The organism is Sporosarcina sp. E16_3, from assembly GCF_017347125.1.
Classification (GTDB): domain Bacteria; phylum Bacillota; class Bacilli; order Bacillales_A; family Planococcaceae; genus Sporosarcina.
Map to the genome: position 1 here is coordinate 24,193 of NZ_JADPRX010000029.1, position 22,485 is coordinate 46,677.

Consider the following 22,485-nt stretch of genomic DNA (forward strand, 5'->3'; position numbering starts at 1 on the left):
CGTATGGTAAATTAAGTACAGTGTTAGTAAAAGGAGTTACGGTAAAATGAATGATTTTTTTGAACGGAAAAAGAGCGAACTGAATATAGATTTGAATGAAGTACAAAAGAAAGCAGTCCTTCAAACGGAGGGACCGCTTCTTCTTTTGGCATGCCCGGGATCTGGGAAAACGACAACGATGATTATGCGAATTGGCTATTTGATTGAAGAAAAGAACGTCAATCCGAAGCGTATTAAAGCAATTACATTTAGCCGTGCATCTGCACGAGATATGACGGAGCGTTTTACAAGGTTTTTCCCGCATAGCGCCCGTGTTGACTTTTCCACAATCCATAGTTTGGCATTTATGATTGCCCGTGGCTACTTGGAGAAAACGGGCACAACCTATGAGTTGATTGAAGGAAATAAGACAGGGCGACAGTCAATCAATAAGGCATTTTTATTGAAAGGGATTTATAAAGAAGTATTGAAAGAAGATTGTACCGATGATGAACTGTCATCTCTTTCGACATTCATCAGTGGGATTAAAAACCGTATGATACCACTTGGAAAATGGGAGGAGCTAGATGGGCCTGTTGACAAGGCAGGGCGCATCGCCAGGAAATATGAACAGTATAAGACACGCACAAGTGGTCATTTGCTACTTGATTTCGACGATATGTTGACGATTGCGGAACAGGCACTTCGAAAAGACGAACAGCTAAGTGAGCACTTTCGGAACCTCTACGACTATCTCCTGACTGACGAAAGCCAGGACACGTCTCTTGTTCAACATAAAATTGTTGAGCATCTTGTAGCACATCACGGCAATCTCTGCGTTGTTGCGGATGATGACCAGTCGATCTATACGTGGCGCGGGGCAGAGCCGGATTATCTTCTGGATTTTAAGAGCGTTTACCCGGATGCTCAAGTACTGATGATGGAACGCAATTACCGTTCGTCAAAAGAAATCGTTGAAATGGCTTCGAAATTTATCAAACGGAACAAAAAGCGCTATCTAAAAGACATGCATACAGAAAACGGCAAAGTTGAGCCGATTTATATTAAACAGCTTAATAGTCCGAAACAGCAATTGGAATACGTAACATACGAACTGTTGAACGAGAAGAATTTGAATGAGATTGCGATTTTGTTTAGGAATAATTCATCGTCAACGATGTTTGTAAGCGAACTGCACAGACGAGGGATTCCATTCTATATGAAGGATGCAGATGACAAGTTTTTCACGCATTGGATTGTCGAGGATATTTTGAACTTTATGCGTCTTAGTTTTAATATGGAACGGAAAGATATATTTGCGAAAATCATCATGAAAATGAATGCCTTTATTTCACGAAACATGCTCACCCAGTTTGAAAATACCGCAACAACTGGGAATGTGTTCGATGCATTTATTCAAACGGTTGAAATGAAAGACAGTCAAGTGAAAAAGTTAGCTGACTATAAAAAAGGGTACGCTGTGATTCCTGGCATGCGCCCGGAACGAGTGATTCAGCTGATCCGGAATGATTTTGGTTATGAGGCGGCACTTAAAAGTAGGGCAGAAAAGTTTGGATTCCGTTTTGAGAGTCTTCTTAGCATTTTAGATACGCTTGAAGGAATTGCTTCACAACTCCGAACGATGGTGGAATTTGCAACGCGTTTGAAAGAGCTTGAACAGGCAGTGCAAAACGCAAAATTCAATGCACCCGAAAATGCGGTGACATTATCAACGTTTCACAGCGCAAAAGGACTGGAGTTTCGGCGTGTGTTCATGATTGACTTGCTAAAAGGGGTCATTCCTTCTGAGGAAGATGAAAGTGACGTAGCTATGTTGGAGGAAGCACGAAGGCTCTTCTACGTCGGTATGACACGTGCGAAAAAACGGCTTGAATTGTTGTCATACGGCCAAGACGAAGGGAAACCGAAAGAAGATTCGAGGTTTTTGAATGAAGTAAGGGGCCTTCTTTTGAAACCGGGTGAAGCGAAAAAAGAGCAGAAACCCGTGAAGATTACGAAAGCCACGATTGCACTCAATCCTGATGGTATACAAGACAGTGACGAGCTCACGGTTGGCACAGCAGTCAAACACCGTGTATTCGGAAATGGTGAAATCACCCGACGTGATGGTGACGAAGTCCATATTCAATTCGGTAAAGTAGAGAAGCGGCTTGATCTTGAAACGGTGCTTTCGCTTAGGCTCCTTGAAAAGGTTCCCCTATGAAAAAGGTTTTATGGATGGGTTTGGCCGGAGCGGCAGGAGCTACCATACGGGTGCTGATTGGACAGGCAGTTCCGAATGTATCGGGATTTCCCATATCGACGCTGGCCGTGAATGTAATTGGAACGTTCTTATTATGTTTCATCATTGCGGGCGCTTTTCGCACACTATCCGCACATAAAGATGTGCAAGATATAGTGACAACGGGTTTTCTTGGTTCATTCACAACGTTTTCCGCGTTGAGTGTGGAAACTGTTTTACTTGTAGAAAATAACCAGTTTATCCTAGCAGGATTATATGTCCTATGCAGTATCTTAGGTGGACTTTCTGCCGGGGGACTTGGCTTCCGTCTAGGTAGGAAGAAGGCGCTTATATGACGAGTATCGACTTTTTGATGATTGGCATCGGTGGTTTTTTCGGGGCTATCATTCGGTATTTAATCTCAACCTTCATGAATCGTCCAGGTGAAATTCCCCGAGGTACATTGGTTGTCAATCTAGCTGGTGCTTTATTGATCGGCTGCGTTTTTGGAATGGAAATACCACGGATGTGGACTTTATTAGTAGCTTCGGGTCTTGCAGGAGCCTTGACGACATTTTCTACGATGAATAAAGAACTGATTGAACTTTGGATAAATGATGAAAAAAAGCATGCTTTACTGTATTTCCTGTTAACATATGGTGGTGGGATTATTCTCGCAGCAATCGGTTATTATATAGCGTTAATCTAAACGTTGAGCGAAAAAAGGAATGAAAAAGATGACGAAGAAAAAAAAGAATGAAATGTGGAAAACAACGGCTGGCAAAGTGAGTATCGGTCTCGCCTTGCTTGCTGTAATTGTATACAATGTGTTTTTCCCAGAACAAGAACCAGAGCCAAGTCGTTCCGATTTAATCCCGGTCGAACTTGTAAAGACAATCGATGGAGATACGATTAAAATTAAGTATGAAGGTAAAGAACAGAATGTCCGATATTTACTAATTGATACCCCAGAAACGAATCATCCACGGCTCGGAAAGCAGCCTTTCGGCGAGAAAGCAAAAGAGCGCAATCTTGAGCTGATGAACAGCGGGAAACTTGAAATCGAATTCGATGTTGGTGGGAAAATAGATAAATACGACAGACTGCTTGCCTATATTTATATTGATGGCGTTAGCGTTCAGGAAAAACTGCTGGAAGAAGGGCTTGCCCGCGTGGGGTACGTCTATCCGCCAAATACACGTCATCTAGACGCTTATAAGAAAGCAGAAGAGAAGGCCAAAAAAGCGGGAATCGGTATCTGGACACTAGAAGATTATGCGACTGATCGCGGATTTGACAGTGAAACGTATGTAGAAAAGAAACCTGAAACCAAACCTGTATCTGGTGCTAAAGAAGAGTTCAAAAACTGTACAGAACTGCGTAAGAAATATTCGAATGGCGTGAAAAAAGGGCATCCTGCTTACTCAGAAAAAATGGACGGCAATAAAGACGGTTTTGCGTGCGAGCGCTGACGCCTGGAAGAAGAAATGGAAAATACTTAGTTTTCTGTGTTTCTGAAACTGCTTGACATGCCCGCTGAACGTGATAAGATTCAAATCAATAACTTTTGCGAAAAAGATAATCATTATAATTAAATATATTTGAGAGATGGTCCAGTAATCATATTGTGAGCAGCAGCAAGAGACTGAATGGTAGGTGAGAATTCAGGCAACAATATGTATGAAGTACGCCGTCCGATTTTCTCAACTACTAATGAAGTGGATGGCCAGGCCAAAACTGGTCCATCAATTAGGGTGGTAACGCGGAGAGCTTCTTCGTCCCTTTCCAAGGGATTGAAGGGGCTTTTTCTGTACCCATTTTTTCTAGGTCTAGCTTCAGGCGCCAGCCGCTCAAGTCGCTTCAGGCTTGCTGATAAAGGAAAAGAACGCCTTTATCAGCAAGCCTTCGACGTACAGGACGTACTAGTGCGACGTTGCCACAGGACGTGGCGATCTTAGTCGGCCAGCGCTTGTCGCTACTAAGCAGGCGCATTCTATAACCATCGAGGAGGAAGTCATCATGTTTCGAATAAAGGAAGTCGTATCGCCTACTTTTATAGAGGCGGCCGCACTAGTAGTGGCAATAGTAACCATAATAAACGTTAGTATTCTTCAATTTGGATCGGTGCCGCATTTGCCTATTTTGTTCTCTATCTTGTTATTAATTTGTTATGGTCTTATCAAAAAAGTTCCGTACCGCAAGCTAGAAGGTGGCTTAGTAGATGGAGCAGGAGCAGGTATGAGTGCCGTTTTCCTGTTTTTCTTCATCGGTATTTTAGTGAGTAGTTGGATCATGAGTGGGACGATTCCTACGTTGATCTATGCTGGGTTTAATTTGATTACACCGTCCTTTTTCTTTGCCATTGTTTTTGTGGTTACGGCAATTGTTGGAATTTCAATCGGTAGTTCGTTAACTACGGTTGCAACGGTGGGTGTCGCATTTATTGGGATGGCGACTATGCTCGATTTATCACTGCCTATAGCGGCTGGAGCAATTGTTTCCGGAGCCTTTTTTGGAGATAAAATGTCGCCACTGTCAGATACGACGAATTTGGCATCTTCCATCGTCGGTGTTGATTTGTTTGAACATATTCGAAATATGGCTTGGACGACTATCCCAGCATTTGTGTTATCACTGATTATCTTCAGCTTACTGTCACCAAGCGGTACGCTAACTGATGTTGATAAAATTGCCTATTTCCAAGATGGATTGTTGGATACAGGGATGATCCACTGGTATACAGTCATTCCGCTAGTTGTCTTGTTTGCCCTGACGATACTGAAAGTGCCTGCGCTTATGGCATTGGCGATAAGCTCTGCAAGTGCAATTGCAGTTTCCTATTTCCATCAGAGTTTCAGCGCTGTAGAAGTGTTTGAGATTTTGTTTAACGGCTTTGTTTCAACGACAGGGATTGCGGATATTGATGCGCTACTAACGCGTGGAGGAATGCAAAGCATGATGTTTACAATTGGATTGGTATTGTTGGCACTTAGTATGGGTGGGTTATTATTTACACTTGGAATTGTCCAATGTTTACTCGGGAAAATTGAAAGTGTGTTGAAGAAAGTATCCTCGGTCATTTTTGCATCCGCGTTAACTGCGATTGGGATTAATGTGCTGATTGGCGAACAATACTTATCGATTTTATTGACAGGGCAAGCTTTTCAATCACAATATGAAAAGGTAGGTCTTGCGGGCAAGAACTTAAGTCGGGTGATGGAGGATGCGGGAACGGTCGTGAATCCATTGGTACCATGGAGCGTTTGCGGTATATTTATTTCGGGTATGTTAGGTGTCGCAACTCTCGATTACTTGCCATTCGCATTCTTTTGTCTGTTGTCACCAATTTTAACGGTATTGTTCGGGTTTACTGGCAAAACATTAACGTATCTGACTGACGACAAGGTTAAAATATAAAATGCGAAGGAGCACGCCTGAGAGGGAGTGCTCCTTCTCATTTTGAAATTACTATCAAAGAGATTATGTTGTGAAACCTGTAAAAATCCTATTATTTCTAGATTATGGAACCATATGAACTTTACCAACGTATAAGTAGTAGAGTTGTTCCGTATTGTGACGAATGTAGGAGGTTATATCCATGAAAATCGGTCGATTCGTATTCTTTATAACTTTACTACTATTGGTAGTATCAGGCTGTCAAGAAGCTTATAAAGGAAATCTTACGCCGAAAGATTTTCTTGGAAGTATTGATGCGGGTATCTTTGTTTTAGATAGTATCGTCTACTCGAACGCCCAAGATCTAGAATGGCTAAAAGAATTACCTTATATAGTGGGGGAGCAAGTGGGAGAAATAACAAAACAAACGAGCAAAGCTTGGAAGTTTAAAAGTGGTACATCTAACAAATTACCTGTTGGAACAAAGATATATAAAACGGATACGCTCGCATATATTGTAGTAGTAGACGGTAAGGAGATACCCTATGTAGGAATGTATGAAGGGTAGTTTAGGGAATTCTGTTGTAGATAATCGACATTTTGGGGGATGGCAGAAATGAAAAAAGTAAATGTTGTCTATGCACTTATTTATAAAGAAGACGAGCAAAAAGTACTGATGGTTAATAACAAAGGTAGCGGATGGTCTTTTCCTGGCGGTGACGTTGAAGAAGGGGAAACGTTGGAACTAGCAATTATTCGTGAAGCCCAGGAAGAAACAGGTTTGACGATTGAAGTTGAACGTATCGTGGCGGTAAATGAAGCATTTTTTAATGCAAAAGGACATCACGCTTTATTTCTAACATTTAAAGCAATAATCGTATCCGGGGAATGCTCCATTCAAGACGAAGAAGAAATCTTAGAAATAAAGTGGGTAGATTTGCCGACAGCGAATGGGTTAATGCCTTATCATCCTGGCGGAGTAGAAAGATTACTTAAATCATCTTCGGCTTATACAATTCAAGTGTAAAGTGAGGGATGCTAAAAAGATAGAATATGGGATTAGCGGATGGGAAAATGTATTGGAAAGAGTTATGAAGAAAAGGTATATTCAAGAATCTCAAAGCGTATTAGTTTATAAAGAATACGAAATGCGAACTTTTCATTGAAATAAGAAAAAGGGAACTGATGGATATGGGGAGGAGTAACGACATGCCATTTGTTTCTTCAATTATTCAGGGAAGTTTTTAAGTGTTCGATAGGCTTCATAAACATACTAGTTAATTTTCAAGAAATGGATTTTTATCGTTTTCATAATTAATTCATATACTAAAGAAAACTAAAAATAACTAACAAGGGGATGTATTGCTTGGGATTGTTATTATATTTAATTATTGGCGGAATCATCGGTTGGTTTGCAGGATTAGTCGCAGGTAAAGATATGCCGGGCGGAATCATAGGAAATGTGATTGCTGGTATCATTGGTGCATGGATTGGAAGTAGGTTGCTAGGGAATTGGGGTCCAAAATTAGCTGAGTTTTACATTGTTCCTGCAATTATCGGAGCACTTATCATAGTGATTGTTGTGAGTTTTATTATGAAATCCATGCGTAGAAGATATTAATAACTAATTGAATGATAGTTATTTGATCACATGTGTTGATTAACCTAAGTTAACTAGTAAACGACTGCTACCTTTTGTGATAAAACACTGACACTCCATTTACAGATGCTATCGAGTCGCTTTGGACTAGAACGACTACTGCACAATTGGGGAGGAGTATTTTGCTGCGAGGGATGCGAAAAAGTCGCATCCCTCGCAGCTTTTTCGTTAATCGTATGGTGACCGTTCGTCCTTCGCTCTCCAAAAGTGCAGATACACGAAGTTCTAAAACTTTTGGGGACGACTGAATAACCACTTTCCTATTCAGCCATACTTCCCCCTCGGTAAAGTTGACTTGATCATTTTGTCCAAAGCAAGCTGAAAACGAACAAGTGGAAATGGATAATCTCAAGCTTTCCTTACAAGTGGTTTATGTAATAAAGTGGTTAATCAACAGACTTATAATTACATAATAACTTTAGGATTATACGAGTACGTGAATTAAAGATAAGGTAGAATAGGCTACATTAGAAATCGATTCTTGATAATGATCATACAAAATAAAAAGACCTGTAACCAGATAATACAAACTGGTTACAGGTCTTTTTAAAGCTGGAAAATTGATAATTAAGCTGTGGGATAAGACTTATACTTTTTTAAATAGTCAACTAAACCATTTTCATTAAGGATTTTTACCATGACCTCGGGCATTTTTGCACCTTGGTAGTTTAGATTACTTTCTAGGTTAACGATGATTCCTGTCGTTATATCAATTTCTAGATTATCGCCATTATTAATAGCATACTCTTTCAGTTCAACTAAAGGTAACCCGATATTAATGGCATTACGAAAGAATATACGTGCAAACGAATGAGCAATTACAACAGAAATACCAGCGGACTTTAAAGCAAGTGGTGCTTGTTCTCGTGATGAGCCACATCCAAAATTCTCACCGGCAACAAGGATATCCCCTTGTCGGACATTCTTGTGAAAGTCTGGGTCTAAATCTTCTAAAACATGATTAGCAAGTTGTTGCATATCTAACGTTTTTGTATACTTTCCTGGAATAATCCGATCAGTGTCAATATTATCTCCATAAACATGAGCTTTTCCTTTAAGTTTCATGATTCACAATCAACCTCCTTAAATATGTAATAACGGATTTGTAATTTTACCTGTTAATGCAACGACAGCAACAAAGGCTGGAGAGCCAAGATAAATATTGGAATTACGATTACCCATTCTTCCTTGGAAGTTTCGATTAGTAGATGAAACTACGTTCTCTCCATTTCCTGGAATTCCTTGGTGGGTTCCTACGCAAGGTCCGCAACCTGAAGGGAGAAATGTTGCTCCTGCGGCCGATAAAATTTCAACTGTACCGTCCGACAATGCATCTTGAAAAACCTTCCTCGAAGCGGGAGCAATGATCAATCGTACTTTTGGATGAACCTTTTTTCCTTTTAGTACTTCTGCAGCTGCGTGCAAGTCTTCCAGTCTTCCATTTGTACAACTGCCGATAAAAGCTTGTTGAATGAAGACTTCATCAACTTCTGAAATCCCCTTAATATTATCTGGTGAATGCGGAATTGCAATTTGCGGCTCTAAATTAGTTACATCTATTTCATATGTTTTTACATAAATAGCATCTTTGTCTGCTTCAACGGGTTCAAACGGATAGGGAAGGTCCAAGCCTTTCGTATCTACGAATCCAGCTTTTGCACCCATTTCAATAACCATGTTCGCCATAGTCATTCGACTATCCAAACTCATTGCTTCAATGGCTTCCCCAGCGAACTCAATTGCTTGATAGGTAGCCCCTTGAATACCCAATTTACCAACTAAGTATAAAATTAGATCTTTTGCTACAACCCCTTTTGATAGCTTTCCTTTCAGTATTATCTTCGTTGTATCAGGAACTTTAAGCCATGTTTTCCCGGTTAACATGACACCCGCCAAATCAGTAGAGCCAACCCCAGTTGAGAAAGCTCCAACGGCACCGTACGTGCAAGTGTGTGAATCAGCGCCTAAGACAAGTTGACCAGGTCGGACATGGTGATTATCTATCATTAGTTGATGGCAAATTCCATCTCCTACATCATATAGTTTGATATTTTGTTCTTCTGCAAATTCTCTCATTAAATCATGAAGGAGTGCAATTCCTTGATTAGGGGCTGGTGAAGCATGGTCGATTACAAGAATCATTTTGTCTTTATCCCATACTTTTTGTCCACCCATTTCTTGAAATGCTCTAATTGTGAGTGGCGCGGTAGTGTCGGTAGCCATCACTAAGTCCACATCGACAACCGCGATATCTCCTGAGGAAGCTGGTTGTGATGAGTGATTAGAAATGATTTTCTCAATAATTGTTTGGCCCATAATGATTCACCTCTCTATTTATAGATAACGTTGATAGGAAGATAACCCGATGTTCCACTATACGGAACGCGTTCTAAAAACTAGCTTGAGTTAATAGTATATAGATATCTGAAAATTGTCAACATGAATAGTTGTAGGTAATCAGCCAATTCTAAATAAATGAAATTCCGTATTGACATATTATTTTTCCGTAGTTATGATGTAATTAATTAATAGAACGCGTTCCATATTGTGGAACAGGTTGGCAATGAAAAATAGAAGGGGTTGTCGTATAGTGGGCTATATTTGGGAAGATAATTTAACGGAGGCAGATCGGATTGTTATTAAAAAAGGAGGATATGGGGTGAAAAGGGGCCTTGGAAAAAGCCCACTATTAGTCATTATCGATGCCCAATACAATTATGTTGGAGATGACAAACCGATTATCGAGCAGCTTGACGATTGGCCAAGCGGTGGCGGTGAAGAGGGATGGAAGGCAATTCGGAAAATCCAACAGTTAAAAAAGTCCGCGAAAGAAAATAATATCCCTGTTCTATATACGAGAAATGTACAGAAGAAAACAAGCAACTTTGATTCTTTTGCTGCAAAGGCCAAGAGAGATCAATCAAAATATATCGACGGACAACCAGAAACACAGATCGTTTTTGAATTGACACCGGATGACACTGATATTGTTGTTGATAAGTGCTATGCAAGCGCTTTCTTCGGGACACCATTAATTAGTTATTTAATAAAGATGGGTGTAGATTCACTTATTATAGTAGGAGGTTCTACAAGTGGTTGTGTACGTGCAACGGCAGTAGATGCAGTAACGCATAACTTTAATGTTGCTGTTGTAGAAGATTGCGTATATGACCGAATTGAACTGTCACATAAAGCAGGATTGTTAGACTTATGGATGAAGTATTGTGATATTTCTACTTCTACTGAAATGCTTACATATTTTGAAAGCATAAATGAAGGATGATGCTAATCCCTGTTACGGGGATGAAATGATTACTGAGGAGGATGTTCAATGAAAGTTGATTTACTAATTAAAAATGGTTTAGTTGTTTTTCCACAAATAGGTGTAAAAGAAGTCCATTTGGGTGTGTTGAATGGGAAAATAACTGGAATTTTTGAAGAAATAGATGGTATTGACGCAAATGAAGTGATTGATGCATCAGGGCTTCACATATTTCCTGGATTAGTAGATGCTCATGAACATCTAGGTATCTATAACAGTGTTGAAAATGATTTTATTGACACAAAACAACATGCAGTTGGTGGTGTAACGACCGTTGTTAATTACGATCGTCAAGTGGTTAGTTATTTAGACTTCTTTCCTAAAGTCTTGGAAATAGGTGAAAAAAATAGCTATATTGATTTTACTTACAGCTTGGGCATTTTGACTGAACAACATATTGATGAGTTGGAAGAAACGGTCGAAAGGTTTGGATTAACATCATTTAAGTTCTTTAGAAACTATGAAAAACAATTGAACGAAAAGTTTAAAATCAGTAATGGAATTGATTTATCTTCGTATGATCTTATACGAATATTGGAGAAATTTAAAGCCATTTCACCGAAACTATTACTTGCTATCCATTGTGAGAATATGGATATAAATCGTAATTTAATAACAAAGTACAAAGCTGAAGGGGCAAATGATGGTCTAAAAACATGGTCTTTAACAAGTCCTGGCTATGCTGAAGCTGAGTCAATGCTAAGTACATTATATTTAAATAAAATTGTTGGAGGGAATGTGTATATTGTTCATTTAACATCTGCAGCTAGTGTAGATGTACTTGAATCAATGCCTTGGCTACTTGAAAAAGGAGCAATAGTCGAAACTTGTGCTCATTACTTATGTTTGACAGAGGATTCTGATGTTGGTTTACATGCAAAGGTAGGACCTCCAATACACGGGCAACACGACTCAGACCGACTTTGGGAAGGGATTAAAAATGGAACTATTAATTCGATAGGAACCGATCACGTTCCAAATTCCATAGAAAAAAAATACAGTGCGGGAAAAGATGTATTTGACACACTTTATGGTTTTCCCAGTGTCGGTGCATTATTACCAATAATGATTACAGAAGGGCATATAAAACGTGGCTTACCTTTAGAACGAATTGCAGATATTACTTCATATCAACCAGCAGAATCATTTAACCTTCCATCAAAAGGAAGAATCGAAGTGGGTGCTGATGCTGATTTTGCAATAGTTGATATTAATAAAAAAGAAGTAGTTACACCCGAAAGAACACACTCAGCTTCCGATTATAGCGTATTTGATGGGAGAGAAGTTGTGGGTTGGCCAGTCTATACCATTAGTAGGGGGGAAGTTATTTATAAGGATGGAAAATTAACGAAGGAAAATGGACGTGGCAAATACATTAGGAGATCAATCTAATTCTGATTCACTAAAGTTCAATTTTGATAGTTATCAAAGTAGCAAGAAAATTCCCGTGTAGGGCGTTTCCAAACCAACTGTGGAATGATGGTAGACATCTATTATGAGAGGAAGTGGATAAGATTGTCTCGTGAGCATATAGAATTTATCAACACGCACGAAATGAGCTGGCATGAATTTGAGCTCCCAGGATTTTCGAAGGAAATGAAACAGAAACTATTAAGCTATGATACTGAAAGTGGTGCCTCGACTAGCATCATCTATTTCCCTCCAGGAACAACAAATGATGGTGGTAGATACTCTGTAGCCATTGAAGCAATGTTGTTAACGGGCGATTTGAAAATTGCGGGGAATAAGTATAGTGATTTAACACACTTCTTCATCGATTCAGGCGAAGAACTTAGGTCATTGACATCCCAAAATGGTTGCGAATTATTATTTATGACAGAAGGTAAAGTAGAGTTAGTAGATAAGAATATGAACGGGAATGATAAAGGGATTCAAATAAATAACACATATGAATTACCTTGGCAAGGCACTATAACTCCCGGGTTTCCGACTGGGGCAATGCGGAAAAGTTTATATCAAAATGCCGAAACAGGTGCAAGTTCATGGCTTCTTGGTGTATTACCTCAATTTAAAGATAGCCGATATGAAATTCACCCAGTTATTGAAGAAGGGTTTCAAATACAAGGGGAATTGGATACAAGTGGGGGACCATTTAAAGCGGGCAGTTATTTCTGGCGCCCATCGGAAATTCCCCATGGGGATTTTAACACTGCACGGGGATGCTTAACATTTTTCCGTACAGATGGGCCGCTAAAAACTACATACGTAGAAAAGGAGGAGTTACCTATAGAATAGAATGATTAGCTATTCAATTGTCTATGGATATTAAGTTTACACCTGGTAAATTGGATTAATTAGTAATAAAGGGGGATCATTCAGATGATAGTTAAAAGGAAGAAGAACATTTTGATGTTGGCTATACTTTCTGCAATTATGTTGATTACTTCGAGTTTTAGTATGAATCCAAATATCGTAATAGCAGCTGAACTAGCCAGTACAAAATCACCAGAGGTAACTAAACCTGCTGAACTATTTCTACAACTCACAGATCCAAAAGAACGATTGTTTTTCAATGCGCTTGCCCGTCCCGATGGAGAAGATATGGTCTATCACATTAAAGGGAAAGCCTATGCATACGTTCCAGGTGATCTATTTAAACCAGCATTAAAACACGGAACCCCGTTATTTGGTATAGAAGGTTATAACATTCGCAAGGCAGTACAAGTAAAGGGAACGAATGATTTAATGGTGTTGACAAGGGAGATAGTCTTTTACACGGATTTAAAAACAGGTAAAATATTGAAAAAATGGACCAATCCCTTGACGGGAAAGACATATCCAATAGCACATATTGAAAATGATCAAGTGAATTTTCATTACAGAGTAGCAGATGGCAAGCTAAAGGCGGTAGTAGAAGCTGGGGGTAGGGAGATAGGAGCATTTCCAATTGAGGCTCCTGAACAAATAGGAGACACCTACACATTTCATGCAGATGCTTTCCCGCTTTACAATTTAGAAGAGCGTTACAACATCAGTGATTCTATGAACTTGAAAAACGACATATATGCCTCTGCGGAGTTCTTTGACTTTATGGTACCGAATAAATATTTAAAAAAGATGAAAGGAAAGAAAGTACCTAAAGGGACACTTCCTATTGTTAATACATGGTCACGGGTTAGTCCGTGGACACCATGGATGGGGTTGGATGAAAACGAATATGCTGGTAATCTAACTTTTCATGCCCGTGGTGAAGTAATGGATGGTTTTGACGACTTGCCGGATTGGATAAGGAAGGAAGTAGAAGAAAATTATCCACTGTACAAATCGTCATTGAAAACAATAGATTCTAAACCAAATACGACTAGTTGGACTTCGTTTTATACTAATGTTCTAAAACCTGTGGGCAAAACTTGGAGAGAATGGGCAGGTTTAGAATAATAAAATAACTAATTTTGTAAATAAGATAGCGGGGTTCAGTGAGTCTGGACCTCTACTATCATAGTGTTAACTAAGTAGAAGTTATTAGAAAAATAACTAGCGAATCACATGGGAATGGGGATCCACATTGATAAGGGGGGTACAAGATGAAGTTTCTTAAAAATATAGGGAAAAATGAAAGGTTTATTATTACAGTATTATTTTTGGGGGCAGTCGTTTCAATATTTGATAGAATGGTTATGAGTTTGGCGATAACTGGAATAGGTGCGGAGTTTGACCTTGATGCATCAATGAAAGGAATTATTTTAAGTAGCTTCTTCCTTGGTTATGCAATTATGTCTATCCCTGGTGGATGGTTAGCGGATAAGTTCGGATCAAAAATAGTTATCGTTATTTCTATTATTACATGGTCAATTTTTACCGGGTTAAGTGGTTTGGCTTGGTCAGTTACCTCATTAATTGTAATTCGTTTCTTATTTGGACTTGGTGAAGGTGGTTTCCCAGGAGCAAGTACAAAAGCAATTGCGGAATATATACCAAAGGATAAACGACCGAAATCACAAGCATTTGTAAAGTCTGGGGATCCGGTAGGTTTAACATTAGCTCCACTTATCGCAGTACCGATAATCGTATTATTTGGTTGGCGTTCAATGTTCTTGATTATTGCAGTAGTAGGAATATTTTTAGCAATTTCATATGTAATTATTCCAAAACGTGATCAGTTAGCACTTGAAAGAGAAAATGCAAATTATCCTAAGCTATCATTCAGAGAATTGCTGAAGGTTCCTAAAATGTGGAGTTTCGTTATTGCGTGGTTTGGCGTATGTATTTATATGTGGGGCTTTGCTAGTTGGTTGCCTTCTTATCTAATGATGGATAGGGGTTTAAATTTATACAATGCAGGTATGTTATCTGCAATTCCAACAACAGTTGGCGTTATTGGAACACTATTAGGGGGCTATTTAGTAAGTAAAGTATTCTTAGGACGTGAGAGATACTTATTTATGATTTCCGGTTTCTTTGGAGCAGTTTTCATTTATGCAATGTATGTGACTTCATCACTTGCAATGGCAATATTCTTCCAAGCTATGGTTGGATTATTTATGCAGGCGGGAATGGGCGGGTTCTGGGCTGTCACACATAAAGCCTTCCCATCTAGAATTATTGGTTCTGCTGCCGGTTTAATTAACTTCGCGGGACAAATTGCCGGCTTTATTTCACCGATGGCAATTGGATTCTTAATTACTGCTATGAATGGTTCATTCGCTGCTGGGATTGGGTTCTTAATTTTTGGAACTATCATATTTATGGTTGCTTCCATATTCATTAGGGTCGATGATAGTGAAATGAAAAATGAAAAAGTAGCATTATCAGTTTAAGTAAACGTTCATTATAACAATTTGGGGTGATCTACAGTGAAAATATCTAATGAAGAAAAAGGTCAAGCCAATACTGATTTATCCTATCGTGCACTTGCGTTACAGGTGACGTGTGATGCGGTAAATCAATTAACAGATACAGTAGAAGTTAGAACTCAAATGATGGCGACGATTCAACGTATTTCACAACAAATTCGGGCAAGTATTAACTTCATCGGAAAAGATACACGATTAGTCGTTTTACCTGAATATTTTCTAACGGGTTTCCCAATGGGAGAGTCGATTGAAGAATGGAAAAGTAAAGCTTGTATTGAAATGGATGGTTTAGAGTATGAAGCGTTGGGTAAGGTGGCGCAGGATAATAATATATTTTTATCAGGAAATGTTTATGAACTTGACCCTCACTTTCCAGAGATTTATTTTCAAACATGCTTTCTAATTGATCCATCTGGAAAAGTTGTCCTACGGTATAGAAGGTTAAATTCAATGTTTGCTCCCACACCCCATGACGTTTGGGATAAATATCTTGATATCTATGGAATTGAAGGTGTTTTCCCCGTTGCTAAGACGGAGATTGGGAATATCGGTTTGATTGCTTCTGAAGAAATACTATATCCTGAAATCGCTCGTTCTCTAATGTTAAGAGGTGCCGAAATTCTATTGCATTCTTCTTCAGAGGTAGCAAGTCCACAATTAACACAGAAGCATATTGGCAGATTAGCAAGATCTATCGAGAATATGGCATATGTTATTTCGGCCAACTCGGCTGGCATGTCAAATATACCTATACCGATGGCTTCAACTGATGGTTCATCTGCAATTATTGATTATCGCGGTCTAATTCTTGCGGAGGCAGGTTCAGGAGAGAGTATGGTTGCTAATGGGGAGATTGATCTTGCTGCACTACGTCGCGCACGGCGTAGACCGGGCATGGGGAACATTATTTCCCGGCAACGATTGGAATTATATGCACCAATCTATAATGATATCAGTATCTATCCGGCAAATAGCTTAAGTGAAAAGAAAGCTGAGAGAAGTCATTTTATCCAAACTCAACTTGAAGTAATTGACAGCTTAACAAGAAGGGGATTGATAAAATGAGTGAGTTAAACGTTCGTAATCCTCGTAATGGTTTAACGGATTATCACATTACTCCGCCTACTACGGAACAGTTGTCTAAATGCTGTCATGCATTAAGAAGTGCACAGTCTGATTGGCTTCAGTTGGGTTTGGCAGGACGAATTGAAGTGTTACATCAATGGAAAACAGCTTTAGAAATTGAAAAAGATAAGGTTCTTGGCGCCCTAGTGGAGGATACAGGGCGTGAAAGTGAATCTATACTAGAGTTTAATTCTATATTATCGATGATAGACCGATGGAGTCTGTCAGCACCAGATATACTGAAATTGGATGATAGAAGGACCTCATCTATTCCATTCCTGAAAATTGAAGGGGAAAATGTACCCTATCACTTAGTCGGCGTAATTAGCCCATGGAATTTTCCACTTTTACTCTCATTAATAGATGCAATTCCTGCATTATTGGCCGGAAGTGCGGTAATTATCAAACCTAGTGAATTTACCCCACGGTTTGTAAAACCATTAATGGATACAATTTCAAAGGTACCTTCCCTTAAAGGTGTATTTGAAGTAGTCGTCGGAGCAGGCGAAACAGGAGTAAATATAATTAATAATGTAGATTTGGTTACCTTTACAGGTAGTGTTACAACCGGGAGAAAGGTCGCTGAAGCTTGTGCGAAACGGTTCATTCCAGCATCGCTCGAGCTTGGAGGGAAGGATCCAGCCCTTGTACTCAAAACAGCAGATATAGACATTGCAACTTCTGCAATATTATGGGGATCCGTTGCCAATGCAGGGCAATCTTGTTTATCAATCGAAAGAATCTATGTGGATGAAGCCATTTTTGATAGCTTCGTTAAATCGTTAGTACAGAAAGCGAAAAAATTACAGCTAGCATATCCAACGTTTAAGGATGGACAAATAGGTCCAATTATAACAGAACAACAGACAAAAATTATTGATGATCAGCTAACTGATGCGAGAACCAAGGGAGCAACAGTTCATAGTGGGGGTACTATTGAGGAGCATTCTGGGGGACTTTGGTGTCGACCAACGGTTTTAACGAATGTAAATCACGATATGAAGGTAATGACAGAAGAAACATTTGGTCCTTTGCTTCCTGTGATGAGCGTTAAAAATGTTGATGAAGCTATCGGTTTTGCAAATGCTACAAGTTTTGGTCTTGGCGGAGCTGTCTTTGCTGGAACAGAGGAAGAAGCAATCTCTGTTGCACATCAATTGGAGGCAGGTGCCATAAGTATTAACGATGCTGCACTAACCGCAATCATGTACGAGGGGGAGAAGAATTCCTTTAAGCTCTCTGGTATGGGTGGATCGCGCATGGGTTCTGCTTCAATCAAACGTTTCATCCGAAAAAAAGCTCTTCTTATTAACACTGGGGCAAAAGATCCATGGTGGTATGAAGTGTAATTTAATACCGAGTTATAGTACTGACAAAACGTAAACTAATAGGAGGAATATATAATGGGAATTCGCGAAGAAATGCCTGTATTTGCAAGGCACGAGGGAGAATGGAAGGGTGTATATACAGTAGTAGATCCAAAGGGGAATGTGATTGATCAACATGATTCATATTTAACTTGTAACTTGCGGGAAGATGACAAGGAATATCCTTACTTTCAAACAAACACGTACACGTGGGCTGATGGTCGATCTGAGAAAATTAGTTTTCCAGGGTCTTATAAAGATAAACATATTATTTTTGATACAGATAGAATTAATGGACACTCATGGGAAATCGATGAAAATACAATCGTTCTAACGTGGAAGTACGTAAGTGAGCCAAATAATTATCTCTATGAAATGATTAATCTGAGTCCAGACGGTAAACACCGTGCACGAGTATGGCAATGGTTTGAAAACGGTGAATTGACAAAACGTACAATTATTAAGGAAGAAAAAGTGTTGTAAGTTACAATAAATCCAATGGGATATTCCACTTAAGTTGGAATTTGTATTATGCATCAACAAATTGAAATTTAAGTATGGAATATCCTTCTCTTTATAGCACTTTTAAAAACGGGTCCGTTTGCTAATTATTTATAGATTCTAAGAAGGGATGTATACGTAGTTATGAATAAATCATTTGAAAAGATGTTTGAAATCCTAGGATTGTATACGATGGATAGAACAAGCCTATCGATAAGTGAAATCCAAAAAGAAATTGGATTTCCGAAGAGTACAATATTTAGGATTCTAAATACGATGGAATTCTATAATTATATTGAACAAAATGCTGAAAATCATCGTTATTCCTTGGGATTTAATTTTTTCAGATTGGGCAGTATTTATCAAGGACAGCTAGACTTTAGGAGCACATCACTACCAGTTATGAAAAAAATTGCCAAGGAAACTAATGAAACAGTCGAGCTGAATATTATTGATGATATATCCCGAATCTGTATTGAAAAGGTTGATAGTTCACTGGATGTTCGGAACTTTGTACGCGTTGGTGACAGAAAACCTGTTCATGTTGGAGCATCGGGAAAAGTATTGCTGTCATTTCTTTCACCTATAGAGTTAGAAAAAACTATAGAGAAACTTAAAAATGTGGAGCAAATTGGAACAGAAAAATTGGAGCTAGATATTAAAAAGATTAAATTAAGAGGCTATGAAGTTACAAAAGGAGAGAGAGTTCCTGGTAGTTTTGCAATAGCATCCCCAATCTTTGACAACAAAGGTGTTATGATTGCGAGTTTAACGATAGCAGGTCCCATTCAACGACTAACAAATGAGCGTGAAGAACAATTAGTCAAAATATTAATGGATGGTGCGAAGGGAATTTGCGAAAAGCTAGGCTACTTTGATTTTCCTTATAATTAATGGGTTCGGTTTTGGTATTCAGTAATTTTATTGAGGGTTTAGTGAATTCTTACTGGGGGCGAAAAAATGTTAAATGAAGAACATAAAAATAATGGTCCGTTAAAAGGGATACGCATTCTAGATTTATCCACGATGATTGCAGCTCCTTATGGGGCTACTCTTTTAGGTGATTTTGGTGCGGAAGTTATAAAGATTGAAATTCCGGGAAAAGGCGATACTTTGCGTGGTATGGGACCATTTAAGGAAGATGAACCGTTACGTTGGCCGACATTAGCAAGGAATAAAAAGTCTTTGACACTTGACCTACATCATGAAGAAGGTCAAGCAATTTTGAAAAAGCTTGTCGCGAAATCTGACGTTGTCATTGAAAACTTTCGACCAGGCACATTAGAAAGTTGGAATGTTGGCTACGATGAATTAAAGAAAGTTAATGATGACTTAATAATGATTCGTGTTACTGGTTATGGACAAACTGGACCCTATTCACATAAAGCAGGATTTGGGACACCAGCAACTGCTTTTAGTGGATTTACTTACTTGCAAGGCTATACAGACCGTCCTCCGATAAGCCCCTCTTTCTCATTAGTAGACTATATAACAGGCGTTTACGTTGCGTTTGCTACCTCAACAGCCCTCTATCACCGTGATGCTGTAAAAAACGGTGAAGGACAGTTCGTGGATATTGGCCTATATGAAACCGTTTTCCGTATGATGGAGTTTTTAGTTACTGATTATGACCAAAATGGCATTGTTAAAGAGCGGTCTCCAGGTTTAAGTGGCCATTCTAGTCCAGCAGGTACATTTCAAACTAAAGATGGACATTGGGTTGTGCTCGTAACAAGTTCCGATCGAACGTTTGAGCGCCTAGCTAAAGCGATGGATAGGGAAGATATGCTCAATGATGATCGTTTTTATACTAATTCAGTGCGCTTGCAGTATTTTGATTTAACGAATGGTATTGTAGCGGATTGGGTTAAAACGAAAAATCGTGACGAATTGCAAAAGCACCTCGATGATTGTGGTGTACCCATTAGCCCAATAAACAGCATTGAAGATATTTTCGAAGATGAGCATTTTAAAGCAAGAGAAAATATTGTTGAGATAGAACATCCAAGGCTTGGGAAGATGAAAATGCCAGGGATTGTTCCAAAGTTTTCAAAAACACCAGGGTCAATTCGTAGTATAGGTCCGGATTTAGGGGCAGATAATGATACTATTCTCAAAGATTTAGCTGGCCTTTCCGATGAAGATATTCGATTACTGGAAGAGAAAAGTATCATTTGAAAAGGAGGTTTACCAATGGAGCATAGAAAAGAAGTCGTGATTACGGAAGTTTGTCCTAGAGATGGATTCCAGGTCCTACCAATGATGGTTCCTACAGAAGAGAAAATCGAGATTATTAATCGCATCTTAGCATGTGGTTTTAAGCAAGTCGAAGTTACATCATTTGTTCACCCAAAAGCAGTTCCGCAAATGAGCGATGCCGATGAGGTGCTACAAAAAATAACACGGCCTGAAGGAGTTGTTTTACGTGCGCTAGTACCTAATCTGCGTGGATTAGAACGGGCTATTCTGGCAAGGGTTGATAAGGCCAAGCTAATGCTATCGGCAACAGATTCCCACAGCTTAAATAATGCGAACGCAAGAACACTTGAGGCGATGCAAGGTTTTGATCAAATTGCTAAAAGGGCTGAAAGGACTGCGATTAAGTTAGGTGGATCGATTTCAGTTGCATTTGGTTGTCCTTATGAAGGAATTGTACCTATTGGGCGGCACATTGAAATTTGTAAACGCTATGAGCAATTAGGGATTACCGATATTTCATTAGCTGATACAACTGGTATGGCAAACCCAGAAAGCATAAAACGAATATCACGCAGTTTAAGGGAATACTTTCCTTCCTTTCATTTTTCGCTCCATTTACATAATACAAGAGGGATGGCGTTTGCCAATGCAGTTTCAGGATTAAATGAGGGTATTGTTGATTTTGATAGTTCATTAGCAGGTTTAGGTGGGTGCCCTTATGCTCCCAATGCTAGCGGAAATATTGCAACTGAAGACCTTGTCCATGGTTTTGAAGAGATGGGAATAAAAACAAACCTTGACCTTGATAAAATAATTGAGATTGCAAAGGTTTTGCAATCTCGCTACCCAAATCAATCGGATAGTTTCTTATTAAAAGCTGGAAAAAGTTCAGATCTACACATGGCTCCAACAGGTCAAAAGAAACTGGGTGAATAAGTCAGTTGCCGCATTCATGAGAATGTTATTCCTTTAAATTTTAATGGGCTATAGGCTTTCTTAAGTTCAAAATGAACTTGGGGTAGCCTATTTCTTACGTATCTAAACATACTATTCCATGAAGTTTTTTTGAATAATGCTGTACTTAAAGAGCAGTTCATCAATTTTGGAAGCACTTAGTCTATATTGAAGGTTGCATAAGCTTATTTGTTAATTATCCAAGGTTATCCAGTAAGTGACTGCTTACTTTTGTGATAAGACACTAGACACTCTATGTAAAGGTGCTTAATGTAAGAATGTGGTTATTCAACAGACGTGCTATTTGACAATTGAAAATTAGAAAACGCTGACCAGTTAAGCTCAGCGTTTTTTATCGTTTAGCAAAGTTGGTAACGGATGGAGATGTGAATTATTAGTCCAGCGAAAACTTATCTCTATAATTTGTGGCATCCTTCAATGCTTTCTCTTCTGCGGGAATCCGCACGGATAACATCCACACATTCAGTAATGTAAAAATGATTGCTGTTAAATAAGCGCTGAACATGAGGGGAAGTACCAAGAGCTCAGTCGTCACAATTACATAATTCGGATGGCGTATCCACTTATACGGACCTTTCTGCACAACGTCCGCGCCGGGTAAGATGATGATTTTTGTATTCCAGAACTTCCCAAGCGAAGTAAGACACCAGATCCGTGCCACTTGAGCCACTAGAAAAATGACGAGAAATATAATCCATACTGACGACAGTGACCTATTGAGCTGAATGACTTCAGCAAAAAGGGAAATGAAAAATGCGACATGCATGGCAACCATAATGGGGTAGTGGGCGGCACCCGCTTCGAATGCTCCTTGGCTACGCATCCATTTCTCATTGCGTTTCGCGACAATAAGTTCAATAAGACGCTGTAAGATAACAATTGAAATGACAATGGCAAATACCATC

The 22,485-nt window shown here is 39.1% G+C and carries 22 protein-coding genes; 19 read left to right on the forward strand and 3 right to left on the reverse strand.

Going from position 1 to position 22,485, the window contains the following annotated elements; all coding sequences use genetic code 11:
• Window positions 1-46: 46 nt before the first annotated feature.
• The 8 genes from I2483_RS15090 to I2483_RS15125 all read left to right on the forward strand — a co-directional run bounded on the left by I2483_RS15090 (window position 47) and on the right by I2483_RS15125 (window position 7,238).
• The gene (locus I2483_RS15090) at window positions 47-2,203 is read left to right on the forward strand and encodes an ATP-dependent helicase (protein WP_207277940.1); all 2,157 of its coding nucleotides are present in this window, start codon (window positions 47-49) and stop codon (window positions 2,201-2,203) included.
• On the forward strand, window positions 2,200-2,577 hold the full coding sequence (locus I2483_RS15095; RefSeq protein WP_207277941.1) for a fluoride efflux transporter FluC: 378 nt from the start codon (window positions 2,200-2,202) through the stop codon (window positions 2,575-2,577). Before I2483_RS15090 ends, I2483_RS15095 begins: the two co-directional genes overlap by 4 nt.
• Window positions 2,574-2,930, forward strand: coding sequence for a fluoride efflux transporter CrcB (gene crcB, locus I2483_RS15100; RefSeq protein WP_207277942.1), 357 nt, complete (start codon window positions 2,574-2,576; stop codon window positions 2,928-2,930). Before I2483_RS15095 ends, crcB begins: the two co-directional genes overlap by 4 nt.
• Window positions 2,931-2,958: 28 nt before the next feature.
• On the forward strand, window positions 2,959-3,693 hold the full coding sequence (locus I2483_RS15105; RefSeq protein ID WP_207277943.1) for a thermonuclease family protein: 735 nt from the start codon (window positions 2,959-2,961) through the stop codon (window positions 3,691-3,693).
• A 547-nt stretch (window positions 3,694-4,240) separates the two neighbouring features.
• Window positions 4,241-5,638, forward strand: coding sequence for a Na+/H+ antiporter NhaC (gene nhaC, locus I2483_RS15110; protein WP_207277944.1), 1,398 nt, complete (start codon window positions 4,241-4,243; stop codon window positions 5,636-5,638).
• A 181-nt stretch (window positions 5,639-5,819) separates the two neighbouring features.
• Window positions 5,820-6,185 carry a hypothetical protein gene (locus tag I2483_RS15115; protein ID WP_207277945.1) on the forward strand — a complete coding sequence of 122 codons (366 nt, stop codon included), beginning with the start codon at window positions 5,820-5,822 and terminating at the stop codon, window positions 6,183-6,185.
• A 48-nt stretch (window positions 6,186-6,233) separates the two neighbouring features.
• A complete protein-coding gene (locus I2483_RS15120; protein WP_186671764.1) occupies window positions 6,234-6,644 on the forward strand; it encodes an NUDIX hydrolase in 411 nt (136 codons plus the stop codon).
• Window positions 6,645-6,974: 330 nt separating this feature from the next.
• Window positions 6,975-7,238, forward strand: coding sequence for a GlsB/YeaQ/YmgE family stress response membrane protein (locus I2483_RS15125; protein WP_481886352.1), 264 nt, complete (start codon window positions 6,975-6,977; stop codon window positions 7,236-7,238).
• A gap of 606 nt (window positions 7,239-7,844) precedes the next feature.
• Here the strand turns inward: I2483_RS15125 and I2483_RS15130 are convergent.
• Window positions 7,845-8,342, reverse strand: coding sequence for a 3-isopropylmalate dehydratase small subunit (locus tag I2483_RS15130; RefSeq protein ID WP_207277947.1), 498 nt, complete (start codon window positions 8,340-8,342; stop codon window positions 7,845-7,847).
• A gap of 18 nt (window positions 8,343-8,360) precedes the next feature.
• Window positions 8,361-9,593, reverse strand: a complete 1,233-nt coding sequence (locus tag I2483_RS15135; RefSeq protein WP_207277948.1) for a 3-isopropylmalate dehydratase large subunit — start codon at window positions 9,591-9,593, stop codon at window positions 8,361-8,363.
• 274 nt (window positions 9,594-9,867) lie between these two features.
• On the opposite strand from I2483_RS15135, the gene I2483_RS15140 reads away from it, so the two are divergent.
• The 11 genes from I2483_RS15140 to I2483_RS15190 all read left to right on the forward strand — a co-directional run bounded on the left by I2483_RS15140 (window position 9,868) and on the right by I2483_RS15190 (window position 21,541).
• A complete protein-coding gene (locus I2483_RS15140; protein ID WP_207277949.1) occupies window positions 9,868-10,560 on the forward strand; it encodes an isochorismatase family protein in 693 nt (230 codons plus the stop codon).
• Window positions 10,561-10,608: 48 nt separating this feature from the next.
• On the forward strand, window positions 10,609-11,991 hold the full coding sequence (locus I2483_RS15145) for a dihydroorotase (RefSeq protein WP_207277950.1): 1,383 nt from the start codon (window positions 10,609-10,611) through the stop codon (window positions 11,989-11,991).
• Window positions 11,992-12,114: 123 nt separating this feature from the next.
• Window positions 12,115-12,855 (forward strand): DUF4437 domain-containing protein, encoded by a 741-nt coding sequence (locus I2483_RS15150; protein ID WP_207277951.1) that lies wholly within the window; start codon window positions 12,115-12,117, stop codon window positions 12,853-12,855.
• Between the two features lie 84 nt (window positions 12,856-12,939).
• Window positions 12,940-13,998 carry a DUF1838 family protein gene (locus I2483_RS15155; RefSeq protein ID WP_207277952.1) on the forward strand — a complete coding sequence of 353 codons (1,059 nt, stop codon included), beginning with the start codon at window positions 12,940-12,942 and terminating at the stop codon, window positions 13,996-13,998.
• Window positions 13,999-14,144: 146 nt separating this feature from the next.
• On the forward strand, window positions 14,145-15,377 hold the full coding sequence (locus tag I2483_RS15160; protein ID WP_207277953.1) for an MFS transporter: 1,233 nt from the start codon (window positions 14,145-14,147) through the stop codon (window positions 15,375-15,377).
• A 36-nt stretch (window positions 15,378-15,413) separates the two neighbouring features.
• The gene (locus I2483_RS15165) at window positions 15,414-16,478 is read left to right on the forward strand and encodes a nitrilase-related carbon-nitrogen hydrolase (RefSeq protein ID WP_207277954.1); all 1,065 of its coding nucleotides are present in this window, start codon (window positions 15,414-15,416) and stop codon (window positions 16,476-16,478) included.
• A complete protein-coding gene (locus tag I2483_RS15170) occupies window positions 16,475-17,887 on the forward strand; it encodes an aldehyde dehydrogenase family protein (protein WP_207277955.1) in 1,413 nt (470 codons plus the stop codon). Before I2483_RS15165 ends, I2483_RS15170 begins: the two co-directional genes overlap by 4 nt.
• 54 nt (window positions 17,888-17,941) lie before the next feature.
• Window positions 17,942-18,388, forward strand: a complete 447-nt coding sequence (locus I2483_RS15175; protein WP_207277956.1) for a DUF3598 family protein — start codon at window positions 17,942-17,944, stop codon at window positions 18,386-18,388.
• 162 nt (window positions 18,389-18,550) lie between these two features.
• A complete protein-coding gene (locus I2483_RS15180; RefSeq protein WP_207277957.1) occupies window positions 18,551-19,300 on the forward strand; it encodes an IclR family transcriptional regulator in 750 nt (249 codons plus the stop codon).
• Between the two features lie 66 nt (window positions 19,301-19,366).
• On the forward strand, window positions 19,367-20,584 hold the full coding sequence (locus I2483_RS15185; protein WP_207277958.1) for a CaiB/BaiF CoA transferase family protein: 1,218 nt from the start codon (window positions 19,367-19,369) through the stop codon (window positions 20,582-20,584).
• A gap of 15 nt (window positions 20,585-20,599) precedes the next feature.
• A complete protein-coding gene (locus I2483_RS15190) occupies window positions 20,600-21,541 on the forward strand; it encodes a hydroxymethylglutaryl-CoA lyase (RefSeq protein WP_207277959.1) in 942 nt (313 codons plus the stop codon).
• 412 nt (window positions 21,542-21,953) lie between these two features.
• Here I2483_RS15190 and I2483_RS15195 read toward each other — a convergent pair whose 3' ends face one another.
• Window positions 21,954-22,484, reverse strand: coding sequence for an isoprenylcysteine carboxyl methyltransferase family protein (locus I2483_RS15195; protein ID WP_207277960.1), 531 nt, complete (start codon window positions 22,482-22,484; stop codon window positions 21,954-21,956).
• Window position 22,485 lies beyond the last annotated feature (1 nt).

What these genes read in the sequence shown, in the direction of transcription:
- I2483_RS15090 (WP_207277940.1), top strand. Translation starts at nt 47, where the DNA reads ATGAATGATTTTTTTGAACGGAAAAAGAGCGAACTGAATATAGATTTG.
- I2483_RS15095 (WP_207277941.1), top strand. Translation starts at nt 2,200, where the DNA reads ATGAAAAAGGTTTTATGGATGGGTTTGGCCGGAGCGGCAGGAGCTACC.
- crcB (WP_207277942.1), top strand. Translation starts at nt 2,574, where the DNA reads ATGACGAGTATCGACTTTTTGATGATTGGCATCGGTGGTTTTTTCGGG.
- I2483_RS15105 (WP_207277943.1), top strand. Translation starts at nt 2,959, where the DNA reads ATGACGAAGAAAAAAAAGAATGAAATGTGGAAAACAACGGCTGGCAAA.
- nhaC (WP_207277944.1), top strand. Translation starts at nt 4,241, where the DNA reads ATGTTTCGAATAAAGGAAGTCGTATCGCCTACTTTTATAGAGGCGGCC.
- I2483_RS15115 (WP_207277945.1), top strand. Translation starts at nt 5,820, where the DNA reads ATGAAAATCGGTCGATTCGTATTCTTTATAACTTTACTACTATTGGTA.
- I2483_RS15120 (WP_186671764.1), top strand. Translation starts at nt 6,234, where the DNA reads ATGAAAAAAGTAAATGTTGTCTATGCACTTATTTATAAAGAAGACGAG.
- I2483_RS15125 (WP_481886352.1), top strand. Translation starts at nt 6,975, where the DNA reads ATGTATTGCTTGGGATTGTTATTATATTTAATTATTGGCGGAATCATC.
- I2483_RS15130 (WP_207277947.1), bottom strand. Translation starts at nt 8,342, where the DNA reads ATGAAACTTAAAGGAAAAGCTCATGTTTATGGAGATAATATTGACACT.
- I2483_RS15135 (WP_207277948.1), bottom strand. Translation starts at nt 9,593, where the DNA reads ATGGGCCAAACAATTATTGAGAAAATCATTTCTAATCACTCATCACAA.
- I2483_RS15145 (WP_207277950.1), top strand. Translation starts at nt 10,609, where the DNA reads ATGAAAGTTGATTTACTAATTAAAAATGGTTTAGTTGTTTTTCCACAA.
- I2483_RS15155 (WP_207277952.1), top strand. Translation starts at nt 12,940, where the DNA reads ATGATAGTTAAAAGGAAGAAGAACATTTTGATGTTGGCTATACTTTCT.
- I2483_RS15160 (WP_207277953.1), top strand. Translation starts at nt 14,145, where the DNA reads ATGAAGTTTCTTAAAAATATAGGGAAAAATGAAAGGTTTATTATTACA.
- I2483_RS15170 (WP_207277955.1), top strand. Translation starts at nt 16,475, where the DNA reads ATGAGTGAGTTAAACGTTCGTAATCCTCGTAATGGTTTAACGGATTAT.
- I2483_RS15175 (WP_207277956.1), top strand. Translation starts at nt 17,942, where the DNA reads ATGGGAATTCGCGAAGAAATGCCTGTATTTGCAAGGCACGAGGGAGAA.
- I2483_RS15180 (WP_207277957.1), top strand. Translation starts at nt 18,551, where the DNA reads ATGAATAAATCATTTGAAAAGATGTTTGAAATCCTAGGATTGTATACG.
- I2483_RS15185 (WP_207277958.1), top strand. Translation starts at nt 19,367, where the DNA reads ATGTTAAATGAAGAACATAAAAATAATGGTCCGTTAAAAGGGATACGC.
- I2483_RS15190 (WP_207277959.1), top strand. Translation starts at nt 20,600, where the DNA reads ATGGAGCATAGAAAAGAAGTCGTGATTACGGAAGTTTGTCCTAGAGAT.
- I2483_RS15195 (WP_207277960.1), bottom strand. Translation starts at nt 22,484, where the DNA reads ATGGTATTTGCCATTGTCATTTCAATTGTTATCTTACAGCGTCTTATT.